The sequence below is a fragment of the Staphylococcus simulans genome, assembly GCF_025561465.1.
In the GTDB taxonomy this organism is placed as follows: domain Bacteria; phylum Bacillota; class Bacilli; order Staphylococcales; family Staphylococcaceae; genus Staphylococcus; species Staphylococcus simulans.
The window spans coordinates 23,522-49,156 of the sequence record NZ_CP095100.1; the positions used below are offsets into that span (position 1 = coordinate 23,522).

18 protein-coding genes are annotated in these 25,635 nt (G+C 36.7%); 10 read left to right on the forward strand and 8 right to left on the reverse strand.

Features of this window, described 5'->3' with window-relative positions; genetic code table 11:
* Positions 1 to 9 precede the first annotated feature (9 nt).
* The 6 genes from walK (at position 10) to MUA87_RS00130 (ending at position 6,222) form a co-directional block, all read left to right on the forward strand.
* Positions 10 to 1,839, forward strand: a complete 1,830-nt coding sequence (gene walK / locus MUA87_RS00105) for a cell wall metabolism sensor histidine kinase WalK (protein WP_002480278.1) — start codon at positions 10 to 12, stop codon at positions 1,837 to 1,839.
* A complete protein-coding gene (locus tag MUA87_RS00110; RefSeq protein WP_023014865.1) occupies positions 1,829 to 3,163 on the forward strand; it encodes a YycH family regulatory protein in 1,335 nt (444 codons plus the stop codon). The genes walK and MUA87_RS00110 overlap by 11 nt, the downstream gene beginning before the upstream one ends.
* Positions 3,160 to 3,948 (forward strand): two-component system regulatory protein YycI, encoded by a 789-nt coding sequence (locus tag MUA87_RS00115; RefSeq protein ID WP_023014864.1) that lies wholly within the window; start codon positions 3,160 to 3,162, stop codon positions 3,946 to 3,948. Before MUA87_RS00110 ends, MUA87_RS00115 begins: the two co-directional genes overlap by 4 nt.
* A 295-nt stretch (positions 3,949 to 4,243) precedes the next feature.
* Positions 4,244 to 5,044, forward strand: a complete 801-nt coding sequence (locus tag MUA87_RS00120; RefSeq protein WP_262550977.1) for an MBL fold metallo-hydrolase — start codon at positions 4,244 to 4,246, stop codon at positions 5,042 to 5,044.
* A gap of 458 nt (positions 5,045 to 5,502) precedes the next feature.
* Complete coding sequence (rlmH, locus tag MUA87_RS00125) at positions 5,503 to 5,982, forward strand: 23S rRNA (pseudouridine(1915)-N(3))-methyltransferase RlmH (protein WP_057510708.1); 480 nt, start codon at positions 5,503 to 5,505, stop codon at positions 5,980 to 5,982.
* A gap of 48 nt (positions 5,983 to 6,030) precedes the next feature.
* The gene (locus MUA87_RS00130) at positions 6,031 to 6,222 is read left to right on the forward strand and encodes a hypothetical protein (RefSeq protein ID WP_105966758.1); all 192 of its coding nucleotides are present in this window, start codon (positions 6,031 to 6,033) and stop codon (positions 6,220 to 6,222) included.
* 134 nt (positions 6,223 to 6,356) lie between these two features.
* Here MUA87_RS00130 and MUA87_RS00135 read toward each other — a convergent pair whose 3' ends face one another.
* The 5 genes from MUA87_RS00135 to fadX form a co-directional block, all read right to left on the reverse strand.
* Positions 6,357 to 7,541, reverse strand: coding sequence for a thiolase family protein (locus tag MUA87_RS00135; RefSeq protein ID WP_262550979.1), 1,185 nt, complete (start codon positions 7,539 to 7,541; stop codon positions 6,357 to 6,359).
* 31 nt (positions 7,542 to 7,572) lie between these two features.
* Positions 7,573 to 9,834 (reverse strand): 3-hydroxyacyl-CoA dehydrogenase/crotonase FadB, encoded by a 2,262-nt coding sequence (gene fadB, locus MUA87_RS00140; protein ID WP_105966756.1) that lies wholly within the window; start codon positions 9,832 to 9,834, stop codon positions 7,573 to 7,575.
* Positions 9,835 to 9,882: 48 nt separating this feature from the next.
* Positions 9,883 to 11,091: an acyl-CoA dehydrogenase FadE gene (gene fadE, locus MUA87_RS00145; protein ID WP_105966755.1), complete on the reverse strand. Its 1,209-nt coding sequence runs from the start codon at positions 11,089 to 11,091 to the stop codon at positions 9,883 to 9,885.
* A gap of 71 nt (positions 11,092 to 11,162) precedes the next feature.
* The gene (gene fadD / locus MUA87_RS00150; protein ID WP_105966754.1) at positions 11,163 to 12,680 is read right to left on the reverse strand and encodes a long-chain-fatty-acid--CoA ligase FadD; all 1,518 of its coding nucleotides are present in this window, start codon (positions 12,678 to 12,680) and stop codon (positions 11,163 to 11,165) included.
* Positions 12,681 to 12,709: 29 nt separating this feature from the next.
* Positions 12,710 to 14,266, reverse strand: coding sequence for a fatty acid degradation protein FadX (fadX, locus tag MUA87_RS00155; protein ID WP_105966753.1), 1,557 nt, complete (start codon positions 14,264 to 14,266; stop codon positions 12,710 to 12,712).
* Between the two features lie 374 nt (positions 14,267 to 14,640).
* On the opposite strand from fadX, the gene MUA87_RS00160 reads away from it, so the two are divergent.
* The 3 genes from MUA87_RS00160 (at position 14,641) to MUA87_RS00170 (ending at position 20,342) form a co-directional block, all read left to right on the forward strand.
* Positions 14,641 to 16,842, forward strand: coding sequence for an MMPL family transporter (locus tag MUA87_RS00160; protein WP_107539869.1), 2,202 nt, complete (start codon positions 14,641 to 14,643; stop codon positions 16,840 to 16,842).
* Positions 16,843 to 17,106: 264 nt separating this feature from the next.
* A complete protein-coding gene (locus tag MUA87_RS00165) occupies positions 17,107 to 18,789 on the forward strand; it encodes a trypsin-like peptidase domain-containing protein (RefSeq protein ID WP_262550983.1) in 1,683 nt (560 codons plus the stop codon).
* Positions 18,790 to 19,148: 359 nt separating this feature from the next.
* On the forward strand, positions 19,149 to 20,342 hold the full coding sequence (locus MUA87_RS00170) for an FAD/NAD(P)-binding oxidoreductase (RefSeq protein ID WP_262550984.1): 1,194 nt from the start codon (positions 19,149 to 19,151) through the stop codon (positions 20,340 to 20,342).
* Between the two features lie 81 nt (positions 20,343 to 20,423).
* Here the strand turns inward: MUA87_RS00170 and MUA87_RS00175 are convergent, their stop codons facing one another.
* From MUA87_RS00175 to MUA87_RS00185, 3 genes are all read right to left on the reverse strand, one after another.
* On the reverse strand, positions 20,424 to 22,424 hold the full coding sequence (locus MUA87_RS00175; RefSeq protein ID WP_107552523.1) for a CocE/NonD family hydrolase: 2,001 nt from the start codon (positions 22,422 to 22,424) through the stop codon (positions 20,424 to 20,426).
* A 166-nt stretch (positions 22,425 to 22,590) separates the two neighbouring features.
* Positions 22,591 to 23,148 carry a hypothetical protein gene (locus tag MUA87_RS00180; protein ID WP_241964490.1) on the reverse strand — a complete coding sequence of 186 codons (558 nt, stop codon included), beginning with the start codon at positions 23,146 to 23,148 and terminating at the stop codon, positions 22,591 to 22,593.
* Positions 23,149 to 23,185: 37 nt separating this feature from the next.
* A complete protein-coding gene (locus MUA87_RS00185) occupies positions 23,186 to 23,746 on the reverse strand; it encodes a hypothetical protein (RefSeq protein ID WP_262550989.1) in 561 nt (186 codons plus the stop codon).
* A gap of 334 nt (positions 23,747 to 24,080) precedes the next feature.
* On the opposite strand from MUA87_RS00185, the gene MUA87_RS00190 reads away from it, so the two are divergent.
* A complete protein-coding gene (locus tag MUA87_RS00190) occupies positions 24,081 to 25,295 on the forward strand; it encodes a PDDEXK-like family protein (protein ID WP_262550991.1) in 1,215 nt (404 codons plus the stop codon).
* Positions 25,296 to 25,635 lie beyond the last annotated feature (340 nt).

The window sequence follows — 25,635 nt, forward strand, 5'->3', positions numbered from 1 at the left end:
CCATAGGATATGAAATGGCTTAAACAATTTCAGTCCCTTCACACGAAGCTCGTGATTGTTTATGTCTTGTTAATTATTATTGGGATGCAGATTATTGGTTTATATTTTACCAATAACTTAGAACGTGAATTAACACAGACATTCAAAAACAATATTTCGCAGTATGCGAAACAAATAGAGATTAACGTGGAGAAGGTCAATGAAGAAGACAAATCAGTCAATACGCAAAAAGAGATTCAAGAATTACTTAATGAATATGCGAACCGCCAAGAAATTGAACAAATCAACTATATTGATAAAGATCAAATTATAGTCGCGTCGACGAAACAATCTTCTAACAGTATCATTAATCAAAAAGCCAATGATACCTCTATTCAAAAGGCACTTTCATTAGGACAAGCGAATGACCATACGATGCTGAAAGACTATGGTAAAGGTAAACAGCGTGTATGGATCTATAACTTGCCTGTGAAGTCGTCTAAAGGTGTCATCGGTGATATTTATATTGAAGCGGATATCGATAGTGTTTATGACCAATTAAACAACTTTAACCAAATCTTCATTGTAGGTACTGCGATTTCTTTATTTATCACAGGATTACTCGGATTCTTCATTGCGCGTACGATTACTAAACCGATTACGGATATGCGTAACCAAACGGTTGAAATGTCAAAAGGTAATTATACGCAACGTGTAAAAATCTATGGTAATGATGAAATCGGTGAACTGGCATTAGCCTTCAACAACTTGTCAAAACGTGTACAAGAAGCACAAGCGAATACGGAAAGTGAGAAACGTCGTTTGGACTCAGTTATCACACATATGAGTGATGGGGTCATTGCGACGGACAGACGTGGACGTGTGCGTATTGTGAACGATATGGCATTGAAGATGTTAGGTATGTCTAAAGAAGATGTTATGGGTTACAACATGCTGGGTGTCTTAGATTTAGAAGATGAATTCGCGTTAGATGAGATGCAGGAAAATAATAATAGCTTCTTGTTAGATATTAATGAAGCGGAAGGTATTATTGCGCGTGTCAGCTTCAGTACAATTGTACAAGACACAGGCTTTGTGACAGGTTACATTGCGGTGTTACATGATGTAACAGAACAACAACAAGTAGAACAAGAACGTCGTGAATTCGTTGCGAATGTTTCACATGAGTTGCGTACGCCGTTAACTTCTATGAACAGTTATTTAGAAGCTTTAGAAGAAGGCGCTTGGCAAGATCCTGAAATTGCGCCGCAGTTCTTATCTGTAACAAGAGAAGAAACGGTACGTATGATTCGCTTGGTTAATGACTTATTGAATTTATCACGTATGGATAATGATACAGAACAAATCACTAAAGAAATTGTGGACTTTAATATGTTCATTAATAAAATCATCAACCGTCATGAGATGGCTTCAAAAGATGTAACGTTTGTGCGTGACATTCCTGATGAAACTATCTTTGCGGAAATTGATCCGGATAAGATGACGCAAGTGTTTGATAACGTCATTACGAATGCGATGAAATACTCACGCGGCAGCAAGCGTGTTGAGTTTCACGTGAAACCGAATCCATTGTATAACCGTATGACGATTCGTATTAAAGATAATGGTATTGGTATTCCGATTAATAAAGTGGATAAAATCTTTGATCGTTTCTTCCGTGTAGATAAAGCACGTACACGTAAGATGGGCGGTACAGGTTTAGGTCTTGCGATTTCAAAAGAAATTGTGGAAGCACATAACGGACGTATTTGGGCAAATAGTGTCGAGGGACAAGGTACCTCAATCTTCATCACATTACCGTGTGAAGTTATAGAAGATGGTGATTGGGATGAGGCATAAAGAAGCAGCAAAATCCGTGATTCTCACACTTTTAGTCTTAATGAGTATTGTGCTGACATATTTAATGTGGAACTTCTCACCAGACCTTGCGAATCTTGAAAGCCAAGATAATAAGAAAACAAATCAGAATACCATCGGTAAAGCGAATTCAGAACCTATGGCGAGTGTTATTTCGCCGTATCAAGTGGTGTATTCGAATGATGATAAGTTCACAGGTGCTTTAGAAACCCGTACGATTAACCGTAATATTGTGAAGGTATTAAAGAATCAAGAGGTTGAAGATGCTCATGAAGTCTATCATGCGCATAACCTATTTATTCCAGAACTCAGTGATAACTTCTTGGTGTTAGACTTTGCGTATGATATGCCTTTATCTATGTATTTGGGTCAAGTCTTGAATATGGATGCGAAGGTCTCAAATAAGTATGAGTTCAATCGTTTATTGATTGATGCAGAGCAAAAGGATACAGCAGTCATTTACGCCATCAGCAGTGATCATCACCGTGTGATGCGTATGACAACATCTATTCCAAGCAACAAGGTTAATGACTTAGTAGGTAAAATCAAACCGAATTTAATACCATTCGCAGATATTATTACGAATAGAAATACAATTGATGCGGCAACGCATATCTTTGCGCCTGAAAAGCCGCAACATTTAAAAACGTACCGTACGATTTTTAATCACATTAGTGTGGAAACGATGAATTCTATACTCTTTAATGATTCTGTAGTGGTGCGTAGTACGAAAAGCGGTAATACGACTTACAACAATAATACAGGTGTCGCAACATATGATTCTAAAAATGAACTCTATCGTTATATGAACTTATCTGAAGATGAATCAAAATCTAAGAATATGTTAGAAACGATTCCTAGTACATTCGACTTTATTAACGCACATGGTGGTTTTACAGATGATTTCCGCCTCTTTGATACGGATGATGAGTCTGGTGAGTTAACTTATCAAATGTTTTTAAATGGTGTACCTGTATTTAACGAAAATAACTTAAGTACCATCCAAGTGGCTTGGGGTGAGAAAGGTATTTTCAGTTATGGACGCTCTTTATTAAAAAGCAATATCACCATTGATAGCGGTGAAGAAAAGGAAAAACTCCCTGGCGCAGAAACAGTACGTTCTAACTTAGCGAATAATCCATCCATCGACTTTAAGAAAATAACGAATATCACGATTGGTTATACGATGAAAGATCGAGAAGAAGATGACATGGAAGTTCAGCGTAATAGTGAGTATGTACCACAGTGGTATGTGCAGTATGATGGTGAATGGTATGCTTACGAGAATGGAGGGCTTAAGTCATGAATTGGAAGTACGCAAAGACACTCTTCATTTTCGTGTTCCTCATCATCAATATTATGTTAGCTGTGATGTATGTGAATAAAATCAATAAATCTTACATTAATGATGCTGAAGGGAATAATGAAGTCAACTTCAGACAAGAAGAAATCAGTATTCCTAAAGAATTACCAGATGTCAGAGGATTGAAAGTTCAACTAGTCACAGGTCGTTCTAAAGATTTCACGAATTACGCGAAATCAAAAGACGAAGTTAAAACAGAAGATGATGGTAAAATCGCACAAGGTAACATCAGCCCACCAATCAGCGTCAGCAATGATCAAGTAACCAGCCTTAAAATGTACATGAAGAAAAATATTTATAAAGGTGAAGATTACCAATTATTTAGTACGGATGATAACGAAGAAACGTTCGAACAAACTTTTAATGGTTTACCGATTATGAACAATGATAAAGCAATGTTGAAGTTTAAAATTAATGATGACGAAGAAGCGAGCAGTTATCGCCAAACAGCGCTCCATGAGCTCAGTACTTCAAAAGGTGAAAATAACGAAGCACAACATGTCATCAGTGCGCGTAATGCGATTGAAGCTTTATACTTCAACCGTTATTTAAAACGTAATGACGCAGTCACTAATATTCGTTTAGGATACTATTCAGTAGTGAGAGAAACCAATGTTCAAGTTCTCCAAGCAAGTTGGGAGATTAAAGTTAATCACGCTGGCAGTACCAAAACGAAAACGTACTATGTTGAAGCGACTTCAAAAAATCCGAAGATTATTGTGAGATAACCAACAATATAAAATAAGCAAAGAGGAGTATCATGAGATCAATCTGATGGTAGTCCTCTTATACATAGGATGTTCAATGTGTGAAACAATTTCAGATGATATGGTGGGCAGCTGTATCAATTAGGTGTACAATAGATAAGTAAAAATTAAAAAAGATGAGGGACGGCACTGTTCGGCCACTCAAACGGCAGTATGACCAAGCCGTATCTTTAACAAACAGCTCATAATTTGAGATAATAATTAAAATGTATCCGGATGTCCAAAATAAATAGAAACAGTTAGAAACTTAGAAAGGGTGAATCGCTTGATACGTATGAGCGTACTTGCGAGTGGTAGTACAGGCAATGCCACTTATGTAGAAAGTGATAAAGGAAGCCTGCTCGTTGATGCTGGATTAACTGGCAAGAAGATGGAAGAACTCTTCAGTAAGATTGATAAAAATATTCAAGATTTAAATGGGATTTTAGTCACGCATGAACACATTGACCATATTAAAGGATTAGGTGTTCTTACGCGTAAATATAAATTACCGATTTATGCCAACGAAAAAACTTGGCAAGCGATTGAAAAGAAAGACAGCAAGATTCCAATGGATCAAAAATTCATTTTCAATCCATATGAAACACACTCATTAGCTGGATTTGATATTGAATCATTCAATGTGTCACATGATGCGATTGATCCGCAATTCTATATTTTCCATAATAACTACAAAAAATTTACGATGATTACAGACACAGGCTATGTTTCAGATCGTATGAAAGGTATGATCAGAGGCAGTGATGCCTTCATGTTTGAAAGTAACCACGATGTAGATATGTTGCGCATGTGTCGTTACCCTTGGAAAACCAAACAACGTATCTTAGGAGACATGGGGCACGTCTCAAATGAAGATGCAGCTATGGCAATGTGTGATGTCATTACAGGCAACACGAAACGTATTTATCTTTCTCACTTATCACAAGATAACAATATGAAAGACTTAGCGCGTATGAGTGTAGGACAAGTCTTAAATCATCATGATATTGATACAAATAAAGAAGTTCTACTATGCGATACAGATAAAGCAGAACCTACACCGATTTATACAATATAAATAAGTTTGAGACAGCCAATGAAGCGAACCACTTCATTGGCTGTTTTTTTACGAAGAAAAGTAAAAAAACACGCAAAAGTCATCACAAAAAACGGAAAAAGTGTAGATAAAACTTAGGGAGAAAATGTATAATTTCTAAGGTAGTGTGCACGTAGGGTAGTTATTCACAATTTTGTGTAAAGAAAGCGTAAAACTGTGAATAACTATGTAAGACTGACCTCAAAGTTATGCACAAAATGAGGATAAGTTACCCACATTTGTGCACAATCCACAGAGAAATACCCACATTATTAACAGAGTTATCCACATATCTACAAGTTAACCACAGAAATGTGGGTAAAATACACAAGAATAGCAGTGAATTTATATACATAAACCACTTATTAAGACAGTAAGCTGTGAATAGGTGGATAACCTGTGGATAACTCGAATAACTATTCAGATATAAGGAGAATGTGATGAAGATAACTGTACTTGCGGTAGGCAAATTAAAAGAAAAATACTGGAAACAAGCCATTGCAGAATACCAAAAACGTTTAGGTGCTTATACAAAGATAGAAATCATCGAAGTTCCTGATGAAAAAGCACCAGAAAATATGAGCGATAAAGAAATAGAACAAGTGAAACAAAAAGAAGGACAACGGCTGTTAGCGAAAGTAAAACCACAATCTACAGTCATTACATTAGAGATTAAAGGTAACATGTTAACATCAGAGGGATTAGCCAAAAATCTTCAACAACGTATGGTTCAAGGTCAAAGCGACTTCACTTTCATCATCGGAGGATCAAACGGCCTGCATCAAGACGTCCTAGACAGAAGTAATTACGCCTTATCCTTCAGCAAAATGACCTTCCCTCACCAAATGATGCGTGTCATCTTACTTGAACAAGTATATAGAGCATTCAAGATCATGCGTGGGGAAGCTTATCATAAGTGATACGGTTTTAAGTTATAAACTCAAGTATATGAGGTGTTTGATATTTAAATGGAGATGATTATGATACTTACACTTGATTCGGAAACTAATAAGAAGGTTGTAAGTAATCTTGTATTAGAAGGCATGACGCATACTAAAGAACAGCAACAATCACTTTTAGGTGCTATCAACAATAAAGAAGAAAATAATAATGAGCTAATTAGACAAATAGCTTATCATGGAAAAATAAATAATAATTGAACTGAAATAATGAAAAACTAAGCAGGGTTGAGAATTTATGATCTCAATTCTGCTTTTGCTATATTTACTTTTATTAAAAGTTTATCCATAGAAAAGAAGCGAACCACAAATGCAGTCCGCTTCACCCCAATCATCTATCTCACATATTCAAATATACCTGCAGCACCCATTCCTGCACCAATACACATAGAGACCATGCCGTATTTTGATTCTGGTCGTTTCTTCATTTCTGAGAGTAAGCGTGCTGTTAAAATAGCACCAGTTGCTCCGAGAGGGTGACCTAAGGAAATGGCGCCTCCGTTCACATTGGTAATCTCAGTATTTAAGTTTGTTTCTCTGATAGACGCAAGGGTTTGTGAGGCAAAGGCTTCGTTTAACTCAATTAAGTCCATATCATCTAGTGTTAGATTAGTAAGAGATAATACTTCTGGAATGGCATAAGCAGGGCCTATACCCATAACTTTCGGGTCGACACCGACCGCTTTAAAGCCGACGAATTTTGCGATAGGTGTAACGCCTAAGGCCTTCACTTTCTCTCCTGACATTAAGACCACAAATCCTGTCCCATCTGAGATAGGTGCAGAAGTTCCTGCAGTGACAGTCCCGTCTCTTTTAAAGACTGTCGGTAATGTGGCTAATACTTCCTCGTTTGTATCAGGTCGAATAAATTCATCTTGATCGAATATCTTTTGACTGACTTTAGGACCTTGTTCTGTATAGGAAACGGTATTGACTTCAATCGGAATAATTTCATCATCGAATTTGCCTTCAGATTTTGCTTGTGCAGCACGGCGATGGCTTTCGACAGCGTATTGATCTTGGTCTTCTCTAGATACTTGGTATTGATCTGCGACGTTTTCTGCAGTTAGTCCCATTGGATAAGACACCCCGAGGTCTTCATTTTGGAGTGTGGGATTGTTCGTCGGTTCATTACCACCCATAGGCACAGCGCCCATGAATTCAATACCTCCTGCGACCAGCACATCACCTTGATCGGCTATAATTTCATTTGCAGCTGTCGCAATGGTTTGAAGTCCTGAAGAACAATAACGATTTATAGTTTGACCGGGTACTGTATCTGGCAATCCTGCACGTAGTGCGATAGTACGTGCGATATTCATGCCTTGTAAGCCTTCTGGGAATGCACAACCGACAATTACATCTTCTACCATGTCAGGTTTGAAATCCCCGTCTACATGTTCTAAGACACCTTTTAATACTTTTGCGGCAACATCATCTGGTCTTTCATGGACGAAAGCGCCACGCTTTGCTTTGGCGACTGCGGAACGTCCATAAGCTACAATATATGCTTCTCTCATGCTCATCACCCTTCCTTAATCAATTCAACTTTTAATTACGTAATGGTTTTCCTGTTTCAAGCATGTGACTGATACGTTCATAAGTCTTTTCTGTTTTTAAGAGTTCAATGAAGTTCGCTTTTTCTAATGTTTGAATGTAACGCTGATTCACGAACGTATTGCGTGGTAAATCGCCACCAGCTAACACTGTCGCAATACGCAAGGCGATATTGTAATCGTGCGGACTGATGAAATGACCCTTAACTTGAGCATCTAGTTGGCCTTCTGCATTCGCTTTAAAGTCTTCACCTAATGCAATATATTGGCGCTTAGGTGTTGGAATATAATTGGTTTCTGCTTCGTACTGTGCACGTTTCAATGCAATTTCAACACGCTTTTCTTTATTGAAAATCACAGTGTCTGTCTCACGTAAATAACCTAAGCGGATTGCTTCATACGCATTTGTAGAAACTTTCGCAAATCCAATATTCATTAATACTTTAGACATGCTAGTTTGTTTGTCATCTGTTTTATGTGACGTACTTAAGATACGGTCAGCCATTTCAGCTAAGCCGCCGCCGCTTGGTAATAAACCAACGCCAGCTTCAACTAATCCGATATATGTTTCACTTGCGGCCACGACAAATGGAGAGTATAAGACAAGTTCACAACCGCCGCCTAAAGCACGGCCATGTACTGCAGTGACAATAGGTTTCAAACTGTATTTTAAACGGTTGAACGTATAATGCAGCTTTTCAATGGCTTCTGAAATTTCTTTATCAATTCTATCTTCTTCATAAGCTTGTTTCATTTGGTAGAGATTCGCACCGACACTAAAGTTATTGCCATCAGCATAAATGACCATACTAGAATAATCTTCTTGTTCTAAGAGGTCTATCGCTTCAGCTAAGTCATCATTAAAGTCATTGGAAATGACATTATTTTTACTTTGCAGCTTCAATAATAGCTGATTACTATTAGCAATGGAGAGTTTTGAATCTTGGTGATTCCAAATCTCAGAATCTACAAATTCTGAAACAGGTGTGACATTTTCGATACTCTCACCTTCTTGGTAGAAGTGATCTGTGATGTCATCAATCCAATCTGGCAAGTCTCCAAGTTCATCTTTCATACGTGTCTTCACGCGGTTGAATCCCATTAAATCCCAAAGTTGGAACGGACCAAGTTTCCAGTTGAATCCCCATACTAAAGCACGGTCGATATCTCTGAAATCTTTAGTAGCTTTAGGGACGTTTTGTGCCGCATAGTAAAAGTTATTACGCAATGTTTCCCATAAGAATTGTCCTGCTGGGTCATCCGTTTCAAAAATTACATCTAAATTATGCTTCAAATCCTTATTGAATTCTGCCAAGATAGGCAATTTAGGTGGTTCAACCGGAAGATAATCACCCGATTCTGGATCAAAGACAAGACGCTGTTTCTTCTCTGTATCTTTTTTATAGAATCCTTGTTTAGTTTTACGTCCTAATGCGCCTGCCTCATATAATTTTTGAGGCAACTTCGCTTCTTTGAAGTATGATGCTTCTTCTGGTACTTGTTGTAAGCCGTTAATTACAGATACAGCAATATCTAGTCCCACTAAATCAGTTAAAGCGTAAGTACCTGTTTTAGGACGCCCGATGACCTTACCTGTTAGAGCATCCACTTCTGGAATGGAAAATCCTTGTTGTTCTGCACGATACATCACGTCATTCATAGAATGTGTTCCAACACGGTTTGCGACAAAGCCTGGCACATCATTTGCGATGACGACACCTTTACCTAAAACATCTTGCGCAAAAGCGCTGACTTCCTCAATCGCTTGCTTACGTGTCGTTTTACTTGGTATTACTTCAACCAGCTTCATAATGCGTGGCGGGTTAAAGAAATGAAGACCGAAGAAACGAGCTTTATCTTCTGCATTAAATGTTTGAGCAATCGCATTGATTGGAATACCTGAGGTGTTCGTCGCAAATAGTGCATCATTCTTCGCATATTCAGTTACGGCTTGCCAGACTTGATGTTTGATTGCTAAGTCTTCTTTGACGGCTTCCAGGTATAAATCAGCATCATCATGTTCTAAATCATCATGAAAGTTACCGTACGTTAAATGACCAGCCGACTCTAAGTTAAAGAGTAGGGGACGCTTTTTATCTGTAATCGTTTCATAGGCTTTTCTTGAAATTTTATTCGGATCATTTTCATCTATTACAATATCTAAGAGTTTGACTTTTAAGCCTGCATTGACGAGCATTGCGGCAAGTTGGGCACCCATTGTACCAGCACCTAAGACTGTTACTTTTCTGATTGTCATAATGCATTCCTCCTGTTTAAAGTGATTTACTTTATTCAACTGCATGTATTAGACAAAGGCTGATTCTCCAGTTAAAGCACGACCAATCACTAACGCATTGATTTCGTGCGTACCTTCATAAGTGTAGACAGCTTCTGCGTCTGAGAAGAAGCGGGCAATATCATATTCACCAGCGAGAATACCGTTACCGCCTGTAATACCGCGGCCCATTGCGGCAGATTCTCTAAAGCGTAACGCATTCATCATCTTCGCGGCAGACGTCGCAACTTCATCATATTCTCCGTGCTCTTGCATCCGCGCAAGTTCTGCACACATTGCCATTGCTTGTGCGAGATTCCCTTGTATTAACGCAATCTTTTCTTGTACGAGCTGATATTGACTGATAGGGCGACCGAATTGTTTACGTTGCTTCACATAATCCAAAGTCGCACGTAATGTACCTGCAATACCGCCTGTTGCCATATAGGCAACACCTGCACGTGTTGAGTAAAGAATTTTCGCGATGTCTTTAAAGCTATTAATATTTTGGAGACGATCGGCTTCACTGACTTCTACATCTTTTAATGTAATCAAGGCATTCGGCACGATACGTAAGGCGATTTTATGTTGTAAGACTTCAATATCAACACCTTCTTGCTCTGGACGTACGACAAAGCATGCAGGTTTGCCTGTTTCTTTGTTGATTGCGAATACTGGCATAACATCTGCGACATTCGCACCGCCAATCCACTTCTTAGAGCCATTGATAATCCATTTATCACCATGTTTTTCGGCTCCTGTTTCTAAACCACCTGCCACATCGGAACCATGATCAGGTTCTGTGAGTGCGAAGCAAGTACGTAATTCATGTGATTGTAATTTTGGAACGTATTTTGCGACTTGTTCTTTACTGCCTCCGAATAAGAAACTGTTATGACCTAAACCTTGATGGACACCTAATAATGTGACGAGTGAGACATCAAAGCGTGCGAGCACGTAAGACATAAAGAATTGGAAGAGTTGACTTGTCGTTTTTGCGTTTTCTCGTCCCTCAAAAAGCAAGGGGTTAGAGAAGTATTGTAATTTCCCCATATCTTCAAAGAACCCTTCTGGAATGGTTGCTTCTGTCCAGTGTTGATTAATGTCCTTGCGATACTTGCTTTCTAATAAGTCATCTAATTGTTTTAAGAATTGGACTTCTCCCTCTGTTAATCCCTTTGAAATGCTCATAATGTCTTCTGGAAATAGTTCTTTTAACACTTGTTCTTTATTGCTCATAGTAAAATCCCCCTTAGTTTGAAGAGCAGCTGTATGACTGATTGTAGTGTGCATTGTCTCTTGTGTAATTTTTACTGATTCGCTTTTAATTGTGCTTGTGCTATTTCATTCATCATTTCTGAGATTGTAATTTTGTCTGGTTTCTGAGTCGTATTTAAAGGCATGGTATCAACAGATTTATAAAGCTTTGGCACTTTATAAGCTGCTAATGTTTCTCGCATGTGAGTGTCTAATTGTGCTTCAAAATCAGATGGTTGTTCGCGTAAAATCACAGCTGCTCCTATCGATTCTCCAAATTTCGGATCATTGTAGCCGACAACAACACAGCGGTCGACAAGCGGATGTTGTGCGAGCACTGTTTCAACTTCAGAAGGCAAGACGTTTTCACCGCCTGTAATGATAAGTTCTTTCTTGCGGTCTACGATATAAATATCGCCATCTTCATCTTGTTTAGCTAAGTCACCTGTTAATAAATAACCATCTTGAATTATTTCGGCAGTTTTGTCTGGTTTATTCCAATAACCTGGTGTGATGTTTCGGGCTTTCACTGAGAGTTCACCGATTTCACCAGGTGCCACATCATTGTGGTCATCATCTAAGATGCGTGCATCCACAAACATGACTGCTTTACCGATACTCATTGGTTTGACACGCGCGTTATCTGGTGTATTGACTAAAACTAGTGGTGCTTCGGTCAAACCATACCCATTGATAATATTAATACCATATTGTTTGAAAGCTTCTTGAATACTAGGAAGTGGGTGAGAACCGCCTTGAATGACATACTTAATAGCTCTGAAATCTTCAGGGTTGAAGTTGTCTTGACGAATGGTGCTGTAATACATTGTTGGAATTAAGATGAGGAAATCTGGTTGATAGGTCGAAATGAATTCATTTAACATTTGCCCTTCAAAGTAACGTTGAATCACCAATGTAGAACCGGCCATCATAGCAGGAAGGACAGTATCATTCAGTCCTAATACATGAAACATTGGTGTCGCGATAATGGTTGTGAAATCTGAGTTGAGGCGATAAGTGAGCTGAATATTGGCACCGTTATTCATAAAGGATTCATATGAGAACATGACACCTTTAGGATCACCTGTGGTGCCACTTGTATAAATCAGTGCTGCAATATCATCTGGTTCTACTGAAACTGATTTAAATGCGTGCGGATGTTCTGGGTTTACCACATCATCATACGCTTTGGAGTCAATATCCATATGAAGTAGATGTGGGTCAACCATTGATAGTGAAGAGACATGCTTTTTGGCATAAAAGAGCAGTTTTAAGCCTGAATCTTGTATAATCTTGTCGATTTCTTTCGGACTTAGGCGCCAGTTTAGCGGTAAGAAAATAACACCTGTTTTAAATGAAGCGGCCATTAAGTCAAGAATTGCGACATCATTAGGCGCAAAGATACCGACAACATCTCCACGTTGCATACCTTGTTCAATCAAATGGTTGGCTAAGTTTTCGGCACGAATATTTAATTCTTGATAAGACCATTCTGTGCCTTTAAATGGGTCGATAATTGCAGGTTTTTCTTCATCAAAGTCTGATCTTGTTTTAATCCAATCGAAATTCATAGGTAGAACCCCCTTTGTTTATCTACGAACTACTGAATTGATTGTGTTAATAATCCCCATTGTGCGCTGTAAATCGTAGGATCTATGGTTTTCACATCTTTAGTAATTAAAGGTCTGAATCCCATTTGTGCAATGACATCTTGTTCTAAATTAAGACCAGGTGCTATTTCAATCAGGGTTAAACCCTCATCTCTCAATTCAAAAACAGCACGATCTGTTACGATGAATACTTCTTGATGTAACGTTTTGGCATAAGCTGCATTAAAGTCGATATTACTGACTTTTTGGACAAACTTTTGTGCCGTACCTTGGTGTTCGACTTCTAAATGGCCATCCACAATATTTAGTTGACTTCTAGCAACTAATTGACCAGAAAAAATAATACGTTGAACGGATTGGCTAATGTCGATAAAACCGCCACATCCATTCATTTTTTGATCAAAGTAGGAGACATTGACGTTTCCATATTGATCAATCTCTGCGAAGCTGAGGCAAGCAATTGAAACACCCCCGTTATAAATAAAGTCCCACGTTTGGTCATGGCGCATGCGAAAATCAACATCCGCATTCATACCAAAATGTTTACCGCTGCCAAGAAACCCTCCGAAAATACCAATATCTTGTATAGGTTGAACAAGATGTTCTGCTTGTTCTTCATATAACAGATTAGAGAGTTCATTGTTGATACCAAAACCAATACTAATCGTATCGCCTCTAGTTAAAAACTGTGCCGTACGACGTAAAATCGTTTTGCGTGTATTGAACGGCAGTGGCAAATCGATAGGCTGTGTCATTGGTGCTTCTCCTGAATACACAGGGTCATAATAAGTTTGTATAAGTTGTCGATGGTGTTTAGACGCACCGGCAACATAGACATAATCGACAAGTGAACCAGGTATAAAGACGTGATTAGGGTTTACTTTTGTACGTTTTATAATTGATTTCACCTGAACAATGATAGTACCATGGTTGGACTTTGTGTTAAGTGCAATGCTGTAGGCTTCAGTTAAATAAGCTTCTTCTGTGACATAGATATTGCCATCTTCATCTGCATAAGTTCCGCGTAAAAAGGCAACATCTACGGCAGGTAAATGATAATGCAAATAAATTTCATCTTGAATCTTGACCAGTGATACGAGGTCTTTAATCGTACGCTGATTGATACGCCCACCTTGATATCTTGGATCTACATGTGTGTGTAAGCCAATTTTTGTGATGATCCCAGGTTGAAGGGTGTTCGTTTGGCGATAATGCGTCGCAATAATACCTTGTGGCAGAAAATAAGCTTCCAGCTCATTATTACGAATCGCTTCAGCTGTTTTAGGCGAGGCTGTCATGATACTCATGATGATACGTGAAATCATTCCTCTTTCAACAAAATCATCCAAATCAGGTTCTAACCCTAAACTGCTGATGTCGTTTGCAATGATGAAGGTTAAATCTTTGGGTGAACCTGTTTCGTCATAGGTTTCTAGCAAATTAAGTAAAAGTTCTGCGGCAAGATTAGAAACAGATAAACCGGCTACCCCGATAATTTGGCCATCTGACACGATGTGTTTTAAACCTTGCCATGTGATTTGCTCCATAAAAAGACCCCTTTTCTTTTTATTTTACAACTCCCCTTTATCGATAATGTAAACCCTTACAAAAAATATAACATAGGACCAAAAAATGTAAAAATAAAAAGTCTTTAAATTCTGAAAATTGTTTTAATTAAAAGTGAAATGATTGAAAGGATTAGAGTAATTTTACACAAAAAATGCAGCTAATCCTAATAATAAAATGAAAGTATTTCATGAATCTGATTTAAAACAACATTTTCTTCGAAATGTAGTTTATACATACATAGCCATTTGTTTGAGGATATGAATGCTGTTTAGTGCTTGGTAAACTTATAGCGTAGTTAAAACTACTATGTAGATTAAGCTACACTATATATTCTACTGGGAGGGAAAATGATATGGCAAAATTTTTATATAAAATTGGTACTTTTACAGCAAAACATAAATGGCTCTCTATCGTTTTATGGATTGCGGTTTTAGCCGCATTAGTAATTACAATGGCAGTTAAACCCCCGCAATTTGAAAATGATATTAAGATGACGGGTATGAAGTCTATAGAAACAAACCAAAAGATTGAAAAGGAATTTAAGGTAGATAATGAAAAGGCTGGTATTAGAGTCGTTCTGAAATCCGATGATAAAAAAGGAATTATGAAACCTGAAGTCATGAAAGATGTTCAGAAAACCTTAAATGATATTAAAAAAGAAGATAAACAAGTAGAAAGTGTTACAGATCCTTATAAGTATCAACAAATAAGTGAAGATCAAACAACAGCTTTCGCTGATGTTCAATATAAAGTCAGTGCTGCAGCGATGGATGTGAAAAGCATTGATAAAGTCAAAGATCAGGTAAGTGAACTTAAAGATAAACATCATATTCAAACAGAATTAACAGGAACAGGGATGGCAGCCGCAACTGAAATGGGTGGCGCATCTGAATTAATCGGTATTGCGGTCGCATTCATTGTATTGTTAATTACATTCGGTTCATTTATCGCAGCAGGATTACCGATTGTGACAGCAGTCTTAGGACTTTTAACAAGTGTAGGTATTATTGGATTGCTGACGCACTTCACTGCAATTCCTAATGTGACGTTGACATTGGCAGTGATGATAGGACTCGCAGTAGGTATAGATTATGCACTCTTTATTTTATTCCGCTATCGTCAAATTATTAAAAAAGAACCTGACGTAATTAAAGCGATTGGTCTCGCAATTGGTACAGCTGGCGGTGCAGTTGTCTTTGCAGGTGTTACAGTAATTATTGCAGTTTGTGGTTTAGGTTTAGTAGGTATTGGATTCTTAAGTATTATGGGATATATGTCTGCGATCAGTGTGTTATTTGCGGTGATTAGTGCATTAACACTTGTTCCAGCATTAATCAGTGTCTTCCATAAACGTATTCAACCTAAAGCTAAGAAAAAAGTGAATCAATCAGCAGATACATTCTGGTCTAAATTAGTGGTAGGTAAACCTATTATTGCAGTGATTTTAGGTCTCGTACTTTTAGGTGCTGCATCTATTCCAGTGACGCATATGCGTTTAGGTATTCCAGATGATGGTGTGAAACCACCGCATGCAACAGAGAAAAAAGCATATGACATTATGAGTGATAAGTTCGGTGAAGGTTTCAACGGACAAATTCCGATGTTAATCAATGTCAAAAATAAAAAAGATCAACCTGAAGAATTACAAAAAGATTTACAGCAAGTGATGAAAGACGTCAATGGAATGAAAAATGTAAGTATTGTAGCTCCTCCAATGATGTCTAAGAGTAATGACTATGCATTAATGACTATTATTCCTAAACATGGTCCGCAATCAGAAAAAACAGATGTATTAGTAAAAGACTTAAGAGACTATCATGATAAAGCGAAAAGTAAATATGGCTTTGATACAGAAATTTCAGGACAAAACGTGATTAATATCGATATGTCTAAGAAATTAAATGATGCGATTCCTGTCTTTGCTAGTATCATTGTGGCACTCGCATTTATCTTACTCATGGTTGTATTCCGTTCATTACTTATTCCGTTAAAAGCAGTTTTAGGATTCATTTTATCACTAACTGCTACACTTGGTTTCACAACCTTTATTATGCAGGATGGCTTCTTAAATCAACTGTTTGGTGTACACGAAACAGCACCTGTGCTTGCTTTCTTGCCTGTTATTGTTATTGGTATCTTGTTCGGTTTAGCAATGGACTACGAAGTGTTCTTAATGTCTCGTGTACATGAAGAATATAGCCGTACAAAAGACAACAAGCATTCAATCAAAGTAGGTATTAAAGAAAGTGGCCCAGTTATCATAGCGGCTGCACTGATTATGTTCAGTGTATTCATGGCATTTGTAACGCAAGAAGATGTCATGATTAAGACAATGGGTATTGCGTTAGCGTTTGGTGTACTGTTTGATGCGTTTGTCGTTAGGTTAATGATTATTCCAGCCCTCACAGTGTTATTTGGTAAAGCATCATGGTACTTACCAAAATGGTTGAAACGTATTCTTCCAAAAGTAGATATAGAAGGACATGCCTTAGAATCAATGATGCCGCGTCAAGACTACGTAGTAGATCAAAAAGGACATGAGACAAAGCAGTGACGTTATAAATAAAATAATGATTCAATTACTATTTCATAACCATGAATAGAAACCTCATTAATTCGGTTGATGAGATAACTTAACGGTTATCTCTCAATCGAATTTTTTATTAATTAACACTCCATTTTTCTGGAACATTTTAACTACTAAAAATAGTCAATTAAATCTTTAAAAATATATTGCTATACCTAGTTAAAAAGGATATGCTTATGAGGAAATAAGGGTGTGCCCATTTCATAGATAGAAATAAGGGGATGAGGTCTGATGAATCAAGGATTCTCAATGGGTAAATATGTATACAGTTTTATATTAATTTTAATGTTGATGGGTTGCGTGTTCGTGATTCAAAATAACAGTGCACACGCGTCACAAACGAATCAAGAGATCGAGGGACAAGTTAATCAGAGAGTAGCTGTTACAACTGATAAAGAAGCGGCTATAGGAAGCGAAGAACAGGTTACAAACCACTCACAGAATGAGTCACAACTTTCTACACAAAATAGCGTTGAAGCTACACATTCTCCAGTAATGCCAAAGCAGCAGACAGAGTTAAAACAACCTCAAGTTGTATCAACTGAAGCGGTACAAACACCTCCGATTGTACCTAATAAACCACTTCAAAAAACATCTAATGTAATCACAAAACAGAATACTAAAGTATCGCCACCAGTTAAAAGTATTAAAAAAGCAGCTCCAGTTAAAACTCAATCAGTTAAACCAATAAAAGCAGTACCTTCAAACGTTAAACAAACAAAGGCTAAAACAACTTTTACGAGTCCGAAAGGTCTCAAACCACAACACTTATCTAGCTCAGTGAAAAAACCTAAACCAACTGTTAAAAAAGTTGCTAAAAAAGCACCTGTAACTAAAAAATCAAAAGTAGTGTCAAAATCTAAAATAGTAAAAGCAAAGCCAAAAGCAAACACTAAATCAAAACCAAAAGCTAAAACAGTAAGTAAGAAAAAGGCACCAGTTGTTTCTAAAAAGAAAGCATCAGCAGTGCCAAAGAAAAAAGTTCAATTGTTATCTACAACAGTAAAGAAAGCACCTGTTAAAAAGAAAACAGTAGTAGTCACAACGAAACCTAAAGCAGCTCCAAAGCCAGTACCTAAGGTTGCGCCTAAGACGAAATCTCCAGTAAGCAATTACTATAATCAAGCACCAAAACTTTGGCCAAAAGGGATACCTGGTAGTGAGAATGTTCGAGACTTCGGGCAGACTACCTATGCCTCAGGTATTAATGATGCATTAAAAATTATGAAAGCCTCTGGTAATAAAGGGGTAACGATTAATCATACAACAGCTAAAGCAGCTAATATTGCGACGATATTTAACTACAATCCAACGACTAAAAAGCTGACTTATGGCACAGGTACCGCAATTGGAAAACATATAATTCTAACTGCGAATCATGTGGTCAACGATTCACAAGCACGTAAACCGATGACACCTTCAAAAGTACAAAACTTGAGAATAGATTTATTGCGAGAAGGTTCGAAAGTAGCGCGTACTGTTACCGTTACAGGTGTTAAGATGCTTCAATATGGAGACGTTGCTTTGTTGTATACGAAAGAAGATTTATCTCAATATATGACCGTACGTAAAATCGCACCAGAAGCCTCAATTACGAAAATCAAAGCGAATACACCTATCCATATGTATCATTATGGTTTACCAGCTGGAAAATTTAAAAATGATCCAATGGGTACGATGTATCATTCAACTGGTAAATACTCTATGATGGCACGTAATGTGAATCCTATTGGTTATTATCAGATGATGGCTGAACCTGGTTCTTCAGGTGGGGCAGTATTAAATAGTAAAAATGAAGTATTAGGTGTACATGCTTTCAGAATTGCTTCTGGAGAATATCAAAAGTATAACCTGAATACGATGGCAGAATTAAGAGGTAAACTACGTCAGGAAGTTATCAAGAACATTAAATAAAGAGTTTTGTCATAAACGACTATTCACTTATTAGACAATATTAGCGATTGTTTTAATAATGAATAGTCGTTTTTTTATTTTTAATGATGCCAGTTATGTAGTTTTTACTATAAACAAAGAATTTATGAAAAATACGGGGTCTATTAAGTGTTTCGTGTAACTGTGAGGGTAAAATATATAATAGGATTATTTTTAAGGGGATTAAATGGAACTATTATTTATACATCATTGATATACAAATAAATACCCTTAGGGGCATTTGACTTATATCGATGTATCTTTTAATATACCCCTAGAGGTATTTTTGAGAAGTTGATCTAGAACAGTCATCAATTATTAAATAAAGGAACGTGTTAAAGATGGCTCAACATTATAAAGTGGTCATTATAGGTGGCGGTACAGCTGGTATCACAGTGGCAGCGCGACTTTTAAGACAGAGAAAAGATTTAAAAGGACAAATCGCAATTGTTGATCCTGCGTCAGATCATTATTATCAACCTTTATGGACGTTAGTAGGCGCAGGGGCATCAAAATTAGAATCCACACGTAAAAGTATGAAACAAGTACTTCCTAAGGGTGTTGATTGGATTAAACAAGCTGTTCAACAATTTAATCCAAAAGAGAATCGCATCCAACTAGATAATGAGAAACAAGTCAGTTATGACTATTTAGTGGTATGTCCAGGCTTACAAGTGAATTGGTCTGATGTGAAAGGACTTAAAGAAAATATCGGCAAAAATGGTGTGTGCTCTAACTATGCACCACAATATGCGAAAGAAACATGGAATCAATTGTCTAATTTTAAAGGCGGAAATGCGATATTCACCCATCCGAATACAGCGGTTAAATGTGGTGGGGCACCTATGAAAATTATGTTTTTAGCTGAGGATTACTTCAGAAAACATAATATGCGCAATCAAGCGAATGTTATCTTTGAGACCGCAAAACCTGCGATGTTCGAAGTGGATAAATATAAAAAGCCTTTAGAACGTATTGTTGAAGAAAGAGGCATTAATGTAGATTATCAACACCACTTAATCGCAATTGATGGCGAACAAAGAAAAGCAACTTTTGAAAACTTACAAACAGGTGAGACTAAAACATTAGATTATGAGATGTTACATGTCACACCGCCCATGGGACCTTTAGATGTCGTTAAAAACAGTGCGCTAGCAGATGATGCAGGTTGGGTAGATATCGACCCTACGACAATGCAGCACAAGACATACAACAATGTCTTTTCGTTAGGTGATGCTTCTAACTCACCAACATCTAAAACAGGTGCCGCAATTAGAAAACAAGCACCAGTTGTTGTGAATAACTTACTACAAGTGATGAGTCAAGAAATGCTGACACATCATTATGATGGTTATACTTCATGCCCAATCGTGACAAGTTATAATACGATGATGTTAGCTGAGTTTGATTATAATAAAAAACCAAGAGAAACGATGCCATTTAACCAAGCTAAAGAACGTAGAAGTATGTATATCTTGAAGAAAGATATACTACCAAGAATGTACTGGTATGGTATGTTAAAAGGCTTAATGTAAGCAGTTGTGAAAAGTTCATGTCGAACCTTTTATATTAAACCAGAAAAAGAGGGTGGGACGTCTTGTCTCACCCTCTTAATTTTATACAAAGTTTCGTTTATATTTTTTGTGCCATTCTTTTTCAAAGCAGTGTTCATCGTTGTTATAAGCAATGACTTTATTGTAGAGATAGAAGTATGTTTCATCACACCACATCTCACTGATTGTTTCAACTCTTGTATCGATATCATCATCTTTAACAATGACATCCCATGTACATTTAACATAAGCAGATAATGGATCATCTTCTACAATCACAAAGTCATTATAGTTTTCTGTACCATACGTAATGTTTAAATGTGGTAGGTTTCTTAAGCCCTCATCTGAGTAATCGGCTAACACCCACTTGTCTTCTGTTAATGCTTTAATAATATTTCTTGTTCTGCTGCCTTCTCTGATAACTTCTTTTTCTAGTGGTTCGGCTGTTTCTGAATGTGGATAATTTAAAGTAACTGCTTTGAAGTCATTCACATAAGGCACTTCGATTTTTGAGTTTGTTAAATCAACATCTAAGTTCACAATTTCTGCAGAAGGCCAAACTTGAGGCCAATAGGTTGGTGACATTGAAACTTCTAGTTGATGTCCTTTCGGTAAGTGATAACCGATTACATCTAATGGGAACTCAACATCTATATATTCGTGAATTGGTAAGGATTCTGGGAATTCATGACTCTTATGATGATTGATGTTGAACTGTCCTCTTGTGATTAAAGTCTTCTTACCATTAGGGTGTACGTCTGAAAGTCTGACATGGATATTGGCTTGTGGTTTATCTGATTTCACACGTAATTTTGCGATAGGCATGCCAATGATATTGATATCGTTATCGAGATGATTAAGTAGTACTGTTGTAGCCAAAGCATTATCAATTGTTTGATCATCCGGTAGATCGCCTTCTTGACCAAATGGACAAAAGACGCCTGAATAAAGGCCGTGATGTTGGCGGTTTAATAATCTGACTGGGCCTTCTAAATCATGTAAGATATCCTGATAATTGACTTGTTCTTGTAGTAAATCTAACCATTTACCATCACGGTATGAATAAGAGGTTTGAGGTTCTACTGAATCTTGAAGATATACTAAGAATTCATCTTGATGTGTTGTATCTTTAGTTGAGCCCATCCATTTATCTAACCATTCTAATACTTCTTGAAGATAACCTATTTGAGGGCCAGGTATCGCAAGATCAGGGAACTCGTGTGCCCAAGGACCGACAATGGCCTTTTTAGGTACATTTAAGTTATTCATTAAACGAAAGACAGCGTTTGGATATGCATCTGCCCAACCGCTCATTGTAAGAACTGGAATTTGAATATCAGAGTAATTCTCATTGACTGAACCATGTTTCCAGTAACTGTCTCTTGTTTGATGTTCTACCCATTTTTCTACAAATGGCGGTGTATTTTCTAATCTATCTAGCCACATATCATACCATCTATCACCGACAAATTTAGGGAATGGAGGACGAGCATTATACGCAAACATCGTAGACGCCCACCACAACATGTCTGAAGCCATCATTGTGCCGCCGCGATAATGAACATCATCTGCGTACCTGTCATCTGTCGAACATAATGTGATGATAGTCTTTAAGGCTTCGGGTTGTCTTGCGGCAATCTGCAAACCATTGAAACCGCCCCATGATTTACCAATCATCGCGACAGAACCATTAGACCAAGGTTGTTTCGCAATCCATTCAATGACTTCTACACCATCATCTTGTTCGATTTTTGGATACTCATCCTCAATGATACCTTCTGAATCTCCAGTACCTCTAATATCTACTCTGATCGCAGTATAACCATGTCCTGCGAAGTATTTATGCCTAATTTCATCTCTTAAAGCAGTGAAATCATCTTTTCTGTATGGTAAATATTCTAATACCGTTCCTTTATTCACACCTTCCATAACAGGTGACCAAATTTTAGCTGAAAGCTTTGTGCCATCTGACATGGTAATCCATGTATGATGTGTGATTTCGACCTCATAAGGCATATCTTTCAAAATGTTAATCTTATTATAATCTACATCAAAAACGCCCATTTATTATGAATCCTCCTTATTTTAGCCATTTAAAACAATCTCTTTATCACTTTTGAATCATATCTATTCTCAGTCATAGAGTTTATAACGTCAAACTTATGCATTAGTTGTAATAAAGGAAGGTAAAATAAAAAAGGATTGAGCAATCACACTCAATCCTCGTTTATTAAGGTAAAGTCACATGTATTTCATCGAACTTATCATTCATCATGCCATCCCAAAATTCTACTGTACCATTTTGATTAACTATGAAAGTATAAGAGCCATGTCCTGATTTATTATTCGCAGGAATTTTCCACATTCCGCCATCTTGCATAATTAGTTCTGGTTGTTGAAACTTAATTTTTGAAGCGTCTCCGCCTTCACTTTGATTAATGGCAGCGATTAGATAATCGAAGACATTATCTCTGTTCACTTGTAAATCAGAGAATTCTTCTTTATTAGCAGTACCACTACCTGAACCGCCACTATTTTTAACAGTTTCACTTCCGTCAGTAGCTTGTACTTCTTGTTGATTACTTGTCGATTCATCTGACTGACCTATGTTTTCAGTGTTATTAGACTCAGCTTCTAACTCATCATTTTCTTCACCTTGTTTTAATTGTGCTTCTAATTTCTTTTTCTCTAATTCGACTTCTTGATATTTGTTGTATCCAAAGAAACCTACAGCACCTATGATTCCGAGTACTAATACGACGGATAAAATTACTAAAAGCTTATTCATATGTTAGTTCCCCTTATTATATGTGTATTACGTTAGATTATTGACTTTCCGCTTCCATCGCATTTGTTCTTCTATCTCTTTGTTCAACTTCATCATTCGTAAGCGTACTTGGATCACGTTCCATTAATTGTGAATTGTCACCAGAAATGTCTGCGCCTGGCTCAGGAATTTCTCCTCTGGCAGCTTTTTCATACATTTCTTTTTGTTTTGCATACTCAGCATCTGGATCATAAGAGCTGCTTGGTGATTCTGATGTGTTTTTAGAAGATGCTTGGTTATTATTGTTTTGATTTTGTGCAGGTTGAGTTTCTTTTACAGGTGCTTGAGGTGCTTGGGAAGTGGTAGTATCGTTTTGTGTTTGGTCATATGCTTCTTGTGTATTACTTTCTTCACTATTCACTGCTTCAGTGTTATTTTCGTCGTCTTCTTGTTCTTTTTTCTTTTGTTTCTCTTTTGTTTTTTTCTCTTTTTCTTCAGCTACTTTAGTTTCTTCTTTTTTCAGTTCCAAATCTTTATAACTGCCATACGCAAAGACAATCGCAATGCCTAATGCAGCTACAAGTGCTATAATTCCTAAACTAACAAAAATCTTTTTCAATACACTATCTCCCATCTTTAACGTTGTTATTAATAGAATAATCTATTTAACAAACCTTTCATAGAACTTTTTTAATAAATAGAGAACCTTTTAGTTTTATGTAATAAAGTTAGAGTTGCTAAATTGAAATAACTAATAAAGTAGATATTTCTCTTTATTAAGATGCATGGAAATAAGTGGATAAATCCGCTTAAATAACTTAGGAAAAGCGATACTTAAATTGAAAGTGTTGATGATATAATAAATGAATAAATTAGAAGTTGTGCTTATAAATGGCATAGCTAACTAAAGGAAGCTTTAAATATAGATAAAGAAAACATCAAGGAGCAGCTGAATGAATAATGATGAACAAGCATTAATGGAATTTCTGAAAGACATTGATTCTTTAAAAGAAATTGAAAAGTATTCCAACCAGTTTAATTTGTTTGAAATACTTGGTGTTGTGAACACCGAAATACGTCACAGTAATATGTTAGCTTGGTTATTGAATCCAAATGAGATTCATGGGCTTGACGATGCCTTTATTAAAAGTTTAATTCGAGCTTATATTGAATGTTCAGAGTCTAAAAAAGATCAACAAACAATCTTTAATTTATTATTAAATGACTTTGAGGACGCGAAAGTATTAAGAGAGTGGAATAACATTGACTTACTAGTCGTGTCAGAACAAAATCAAACGCTTATTGTGATTGAAAACAAGATATGGAGTAAAGAATCTAAGCATCAATTGAAGAAGTATCAAGATAAGGTGGAACAATTCTATAGCGGTTATGAGAAATTATTTATATTCTTAACACCACACGGTGAAGAAGCTAGTAATGTTGAGGTATGGTCCAATATCTCTTATAACCAAATCATTGAATGTATCGATGAAACTATGGTGAATAAAAAAGCAATGATGAACCCACAAGCAGTAGATTTTATTGAACAGTATATTGATATTTTAAGGAGGCATATCGTGGGAGACGAAGCATTAGAAAAAATTTGTGGTGAGATTTATGCCAAACATAAGAGAGCATTGGATTTAATCTATGAATATAAACCAGATACATTAAGTGAAATCTCTAAAATGTTGCAAGAGTATATACCTGAACATGAAAACTTAATCTTAGATCAAAGCAGTAAAGGTTATATTAGATTTACTACTAAAAATTTAGAACGTATTATGCCTAAAAACAACACTGAAATCCCTTGGACCGATAGTGGTAGAATCCTTCTATTTGAGATTAAGAATAATAGTCATTTCACAGGGATCACTTTATTGATTGGTCCAGGAGAAAATGAAGTAAGGACAGATATGCTTAATATTGCACTTCAACATAGTAAGGTATTTAAAGTCTTCAGAAAAAAATTAACACGTAAACATCACACAATTTACTCTAAGAATTTTTATACACATTCTAATGAAGGCGTAATGAGTCATGAAGAAGTGCTAGAAAAAGTTAAACAAGCGTTCGATAAGTTTCTTAAGAGCGATTTAAATAAATTAGAAGAGAAGTTAATAGAAGGCTATATGAATAATGAGAAAGCCACAGTCGATAATGTTTGAAAACCATCATAATATTATCTTCTTATATTATGTTAAAGTTAAATTAGGATAATTATTAAGGGAAACAAGAAAGGTGTTCTCTGTATATGGAAGACATTTCACTAATAATCTTTATAGGTATTACCGTATTCTTCGCAACGTTGATTAGCTCTACAATAACTAATCAATGTTTTGGCTCAAAATCATGGCCTGTAAAGATAGTGTTGAACTTTGTGATATTCTTAGTTATTTATCTTGTAGCATTTGGTATTTATTATTTATTGAAGTATTGATATTTTGAAAGAAAAAACTCTGCAGTACACTGGTTAAGTCAGCGATACTGCAGAGTTTTATTATGTGT

What these genes read in the sequence shown, in the direction of transcription:
- walK (WP_002480278.1), top strand. Translation starts at nt 10, where the DNA reads ATGAAATGGCTTAAACAATTTCAGTCCCTTCACACGAAGCTCGTGATT.
- MUA87_RS00110 (WP_023014865.1), top strand. Translation starts at nt 1,829, where the DNA reads ATGAGGCATAAAGAAGCAGCAAAATCCGTGATTCTCACACTTTTAGTC.
- MUA87_RS00115 (WP_023014864.1), top strand. Translation starts at nt 3,160, where the DNA reads ATGAATTGGAAGTACGCAAAGACACTCTTCATTTTCGTGTTCCTCATC.
- rlmH (WP_057510708.1), top strand. Translation starts at nt 5,503, where the DNA reads ATGAAGATAACTGTACTTGCGGTAGGCAAATTAAAAGAAAAATACTGG.
- MUA87_RS00130 (WP_105966758.1), top strand. Translation starts at nt 6,031, where the DNA reads ATGGAGATGATTATGATACTTACACTTGATTCGGAAACTAATAAGAAG.
- MUA87_RS00135 (WP_262550979.1), bottom strand. Translation starts at nt 7,541, where the DNA reads ATGAGAGAAGCATATATTGTAGCTTATGGACGTTCCGCAGTCGCCAAA.
- fadB (WP_105966756.1), bottom strand. Translation starts at nt 9,834, where the DNA reads ATGACAATCAGAAAAGTAACAGTCTTAGGTGCTGGTACAATGGGTGCC.
- fadE (WP_105966755.1), bottom strand. Translation starts at nt 11,091, where the DNA reads ATGAGCAATAAAGAACAAGTGTTAAAAGAACTATTTCCAGAAGACATT.
- fadD (WP_105966754.1), bottom strand. Translation starts at nt 12,680, where the DNA reads ATGAATTTCGATTGGATTAAAACAAGATCAGACTTTGATGAAGAAAAA.
- fadX (WP_105966753.1), bottom strand. Translation starts at nt 14,266, where the DNA reads ATGGAGCAAATCACATGGCAAGGTTTAAAACACATCGTGTCAGATGGC.
- MUA87_RS00160 (WP_107539869.1), top strand. Translation starts at nt 14,641, where the DNA reads ATGGCAAAATTTTTATATAAAATTGGTACTTTTACAGCAAAACATAAA.
- MUA87_RS00165 (WP_262550983.1), top strand. Translation starts at nt 17,107, where the DNA reads ATGAATCAAGGATTCTCAATGGGTAAATATGTATACAGTTTTATATTA.
- MUA87_RS00170 (WP_262550984.1), top strand. Translation starts at nt 19,149, where the DNA reads ATGGCTCAACATTATAAAGTGGTCATTATAGGTGGCGGTACAGCTGGT.
- MUA87_RS00175 (WP_107552523.1), bottom strand. Translation starts at nt 22,424, where the DNA reads ATGGGCGTTTTTGATGTAGATTATAATAAGATTAACATTTTGAAAGAT.
- MUA87_RS00180 (WP_241964490.1), bottom strand. Translation starts at nt 23,148, where the DNA reads ATGAATAAGCTTTTAGTAATTTTATCCGTCGTATTAGTACTCGGAATC.
- MUA87_RS00190 (WP_262550991.1), top strand. Translation starts at nt 24,081, where the DNA reads ATGAATAATGATGAACAAGCATTAATGGAATTTCTGAAAGACATTGAT.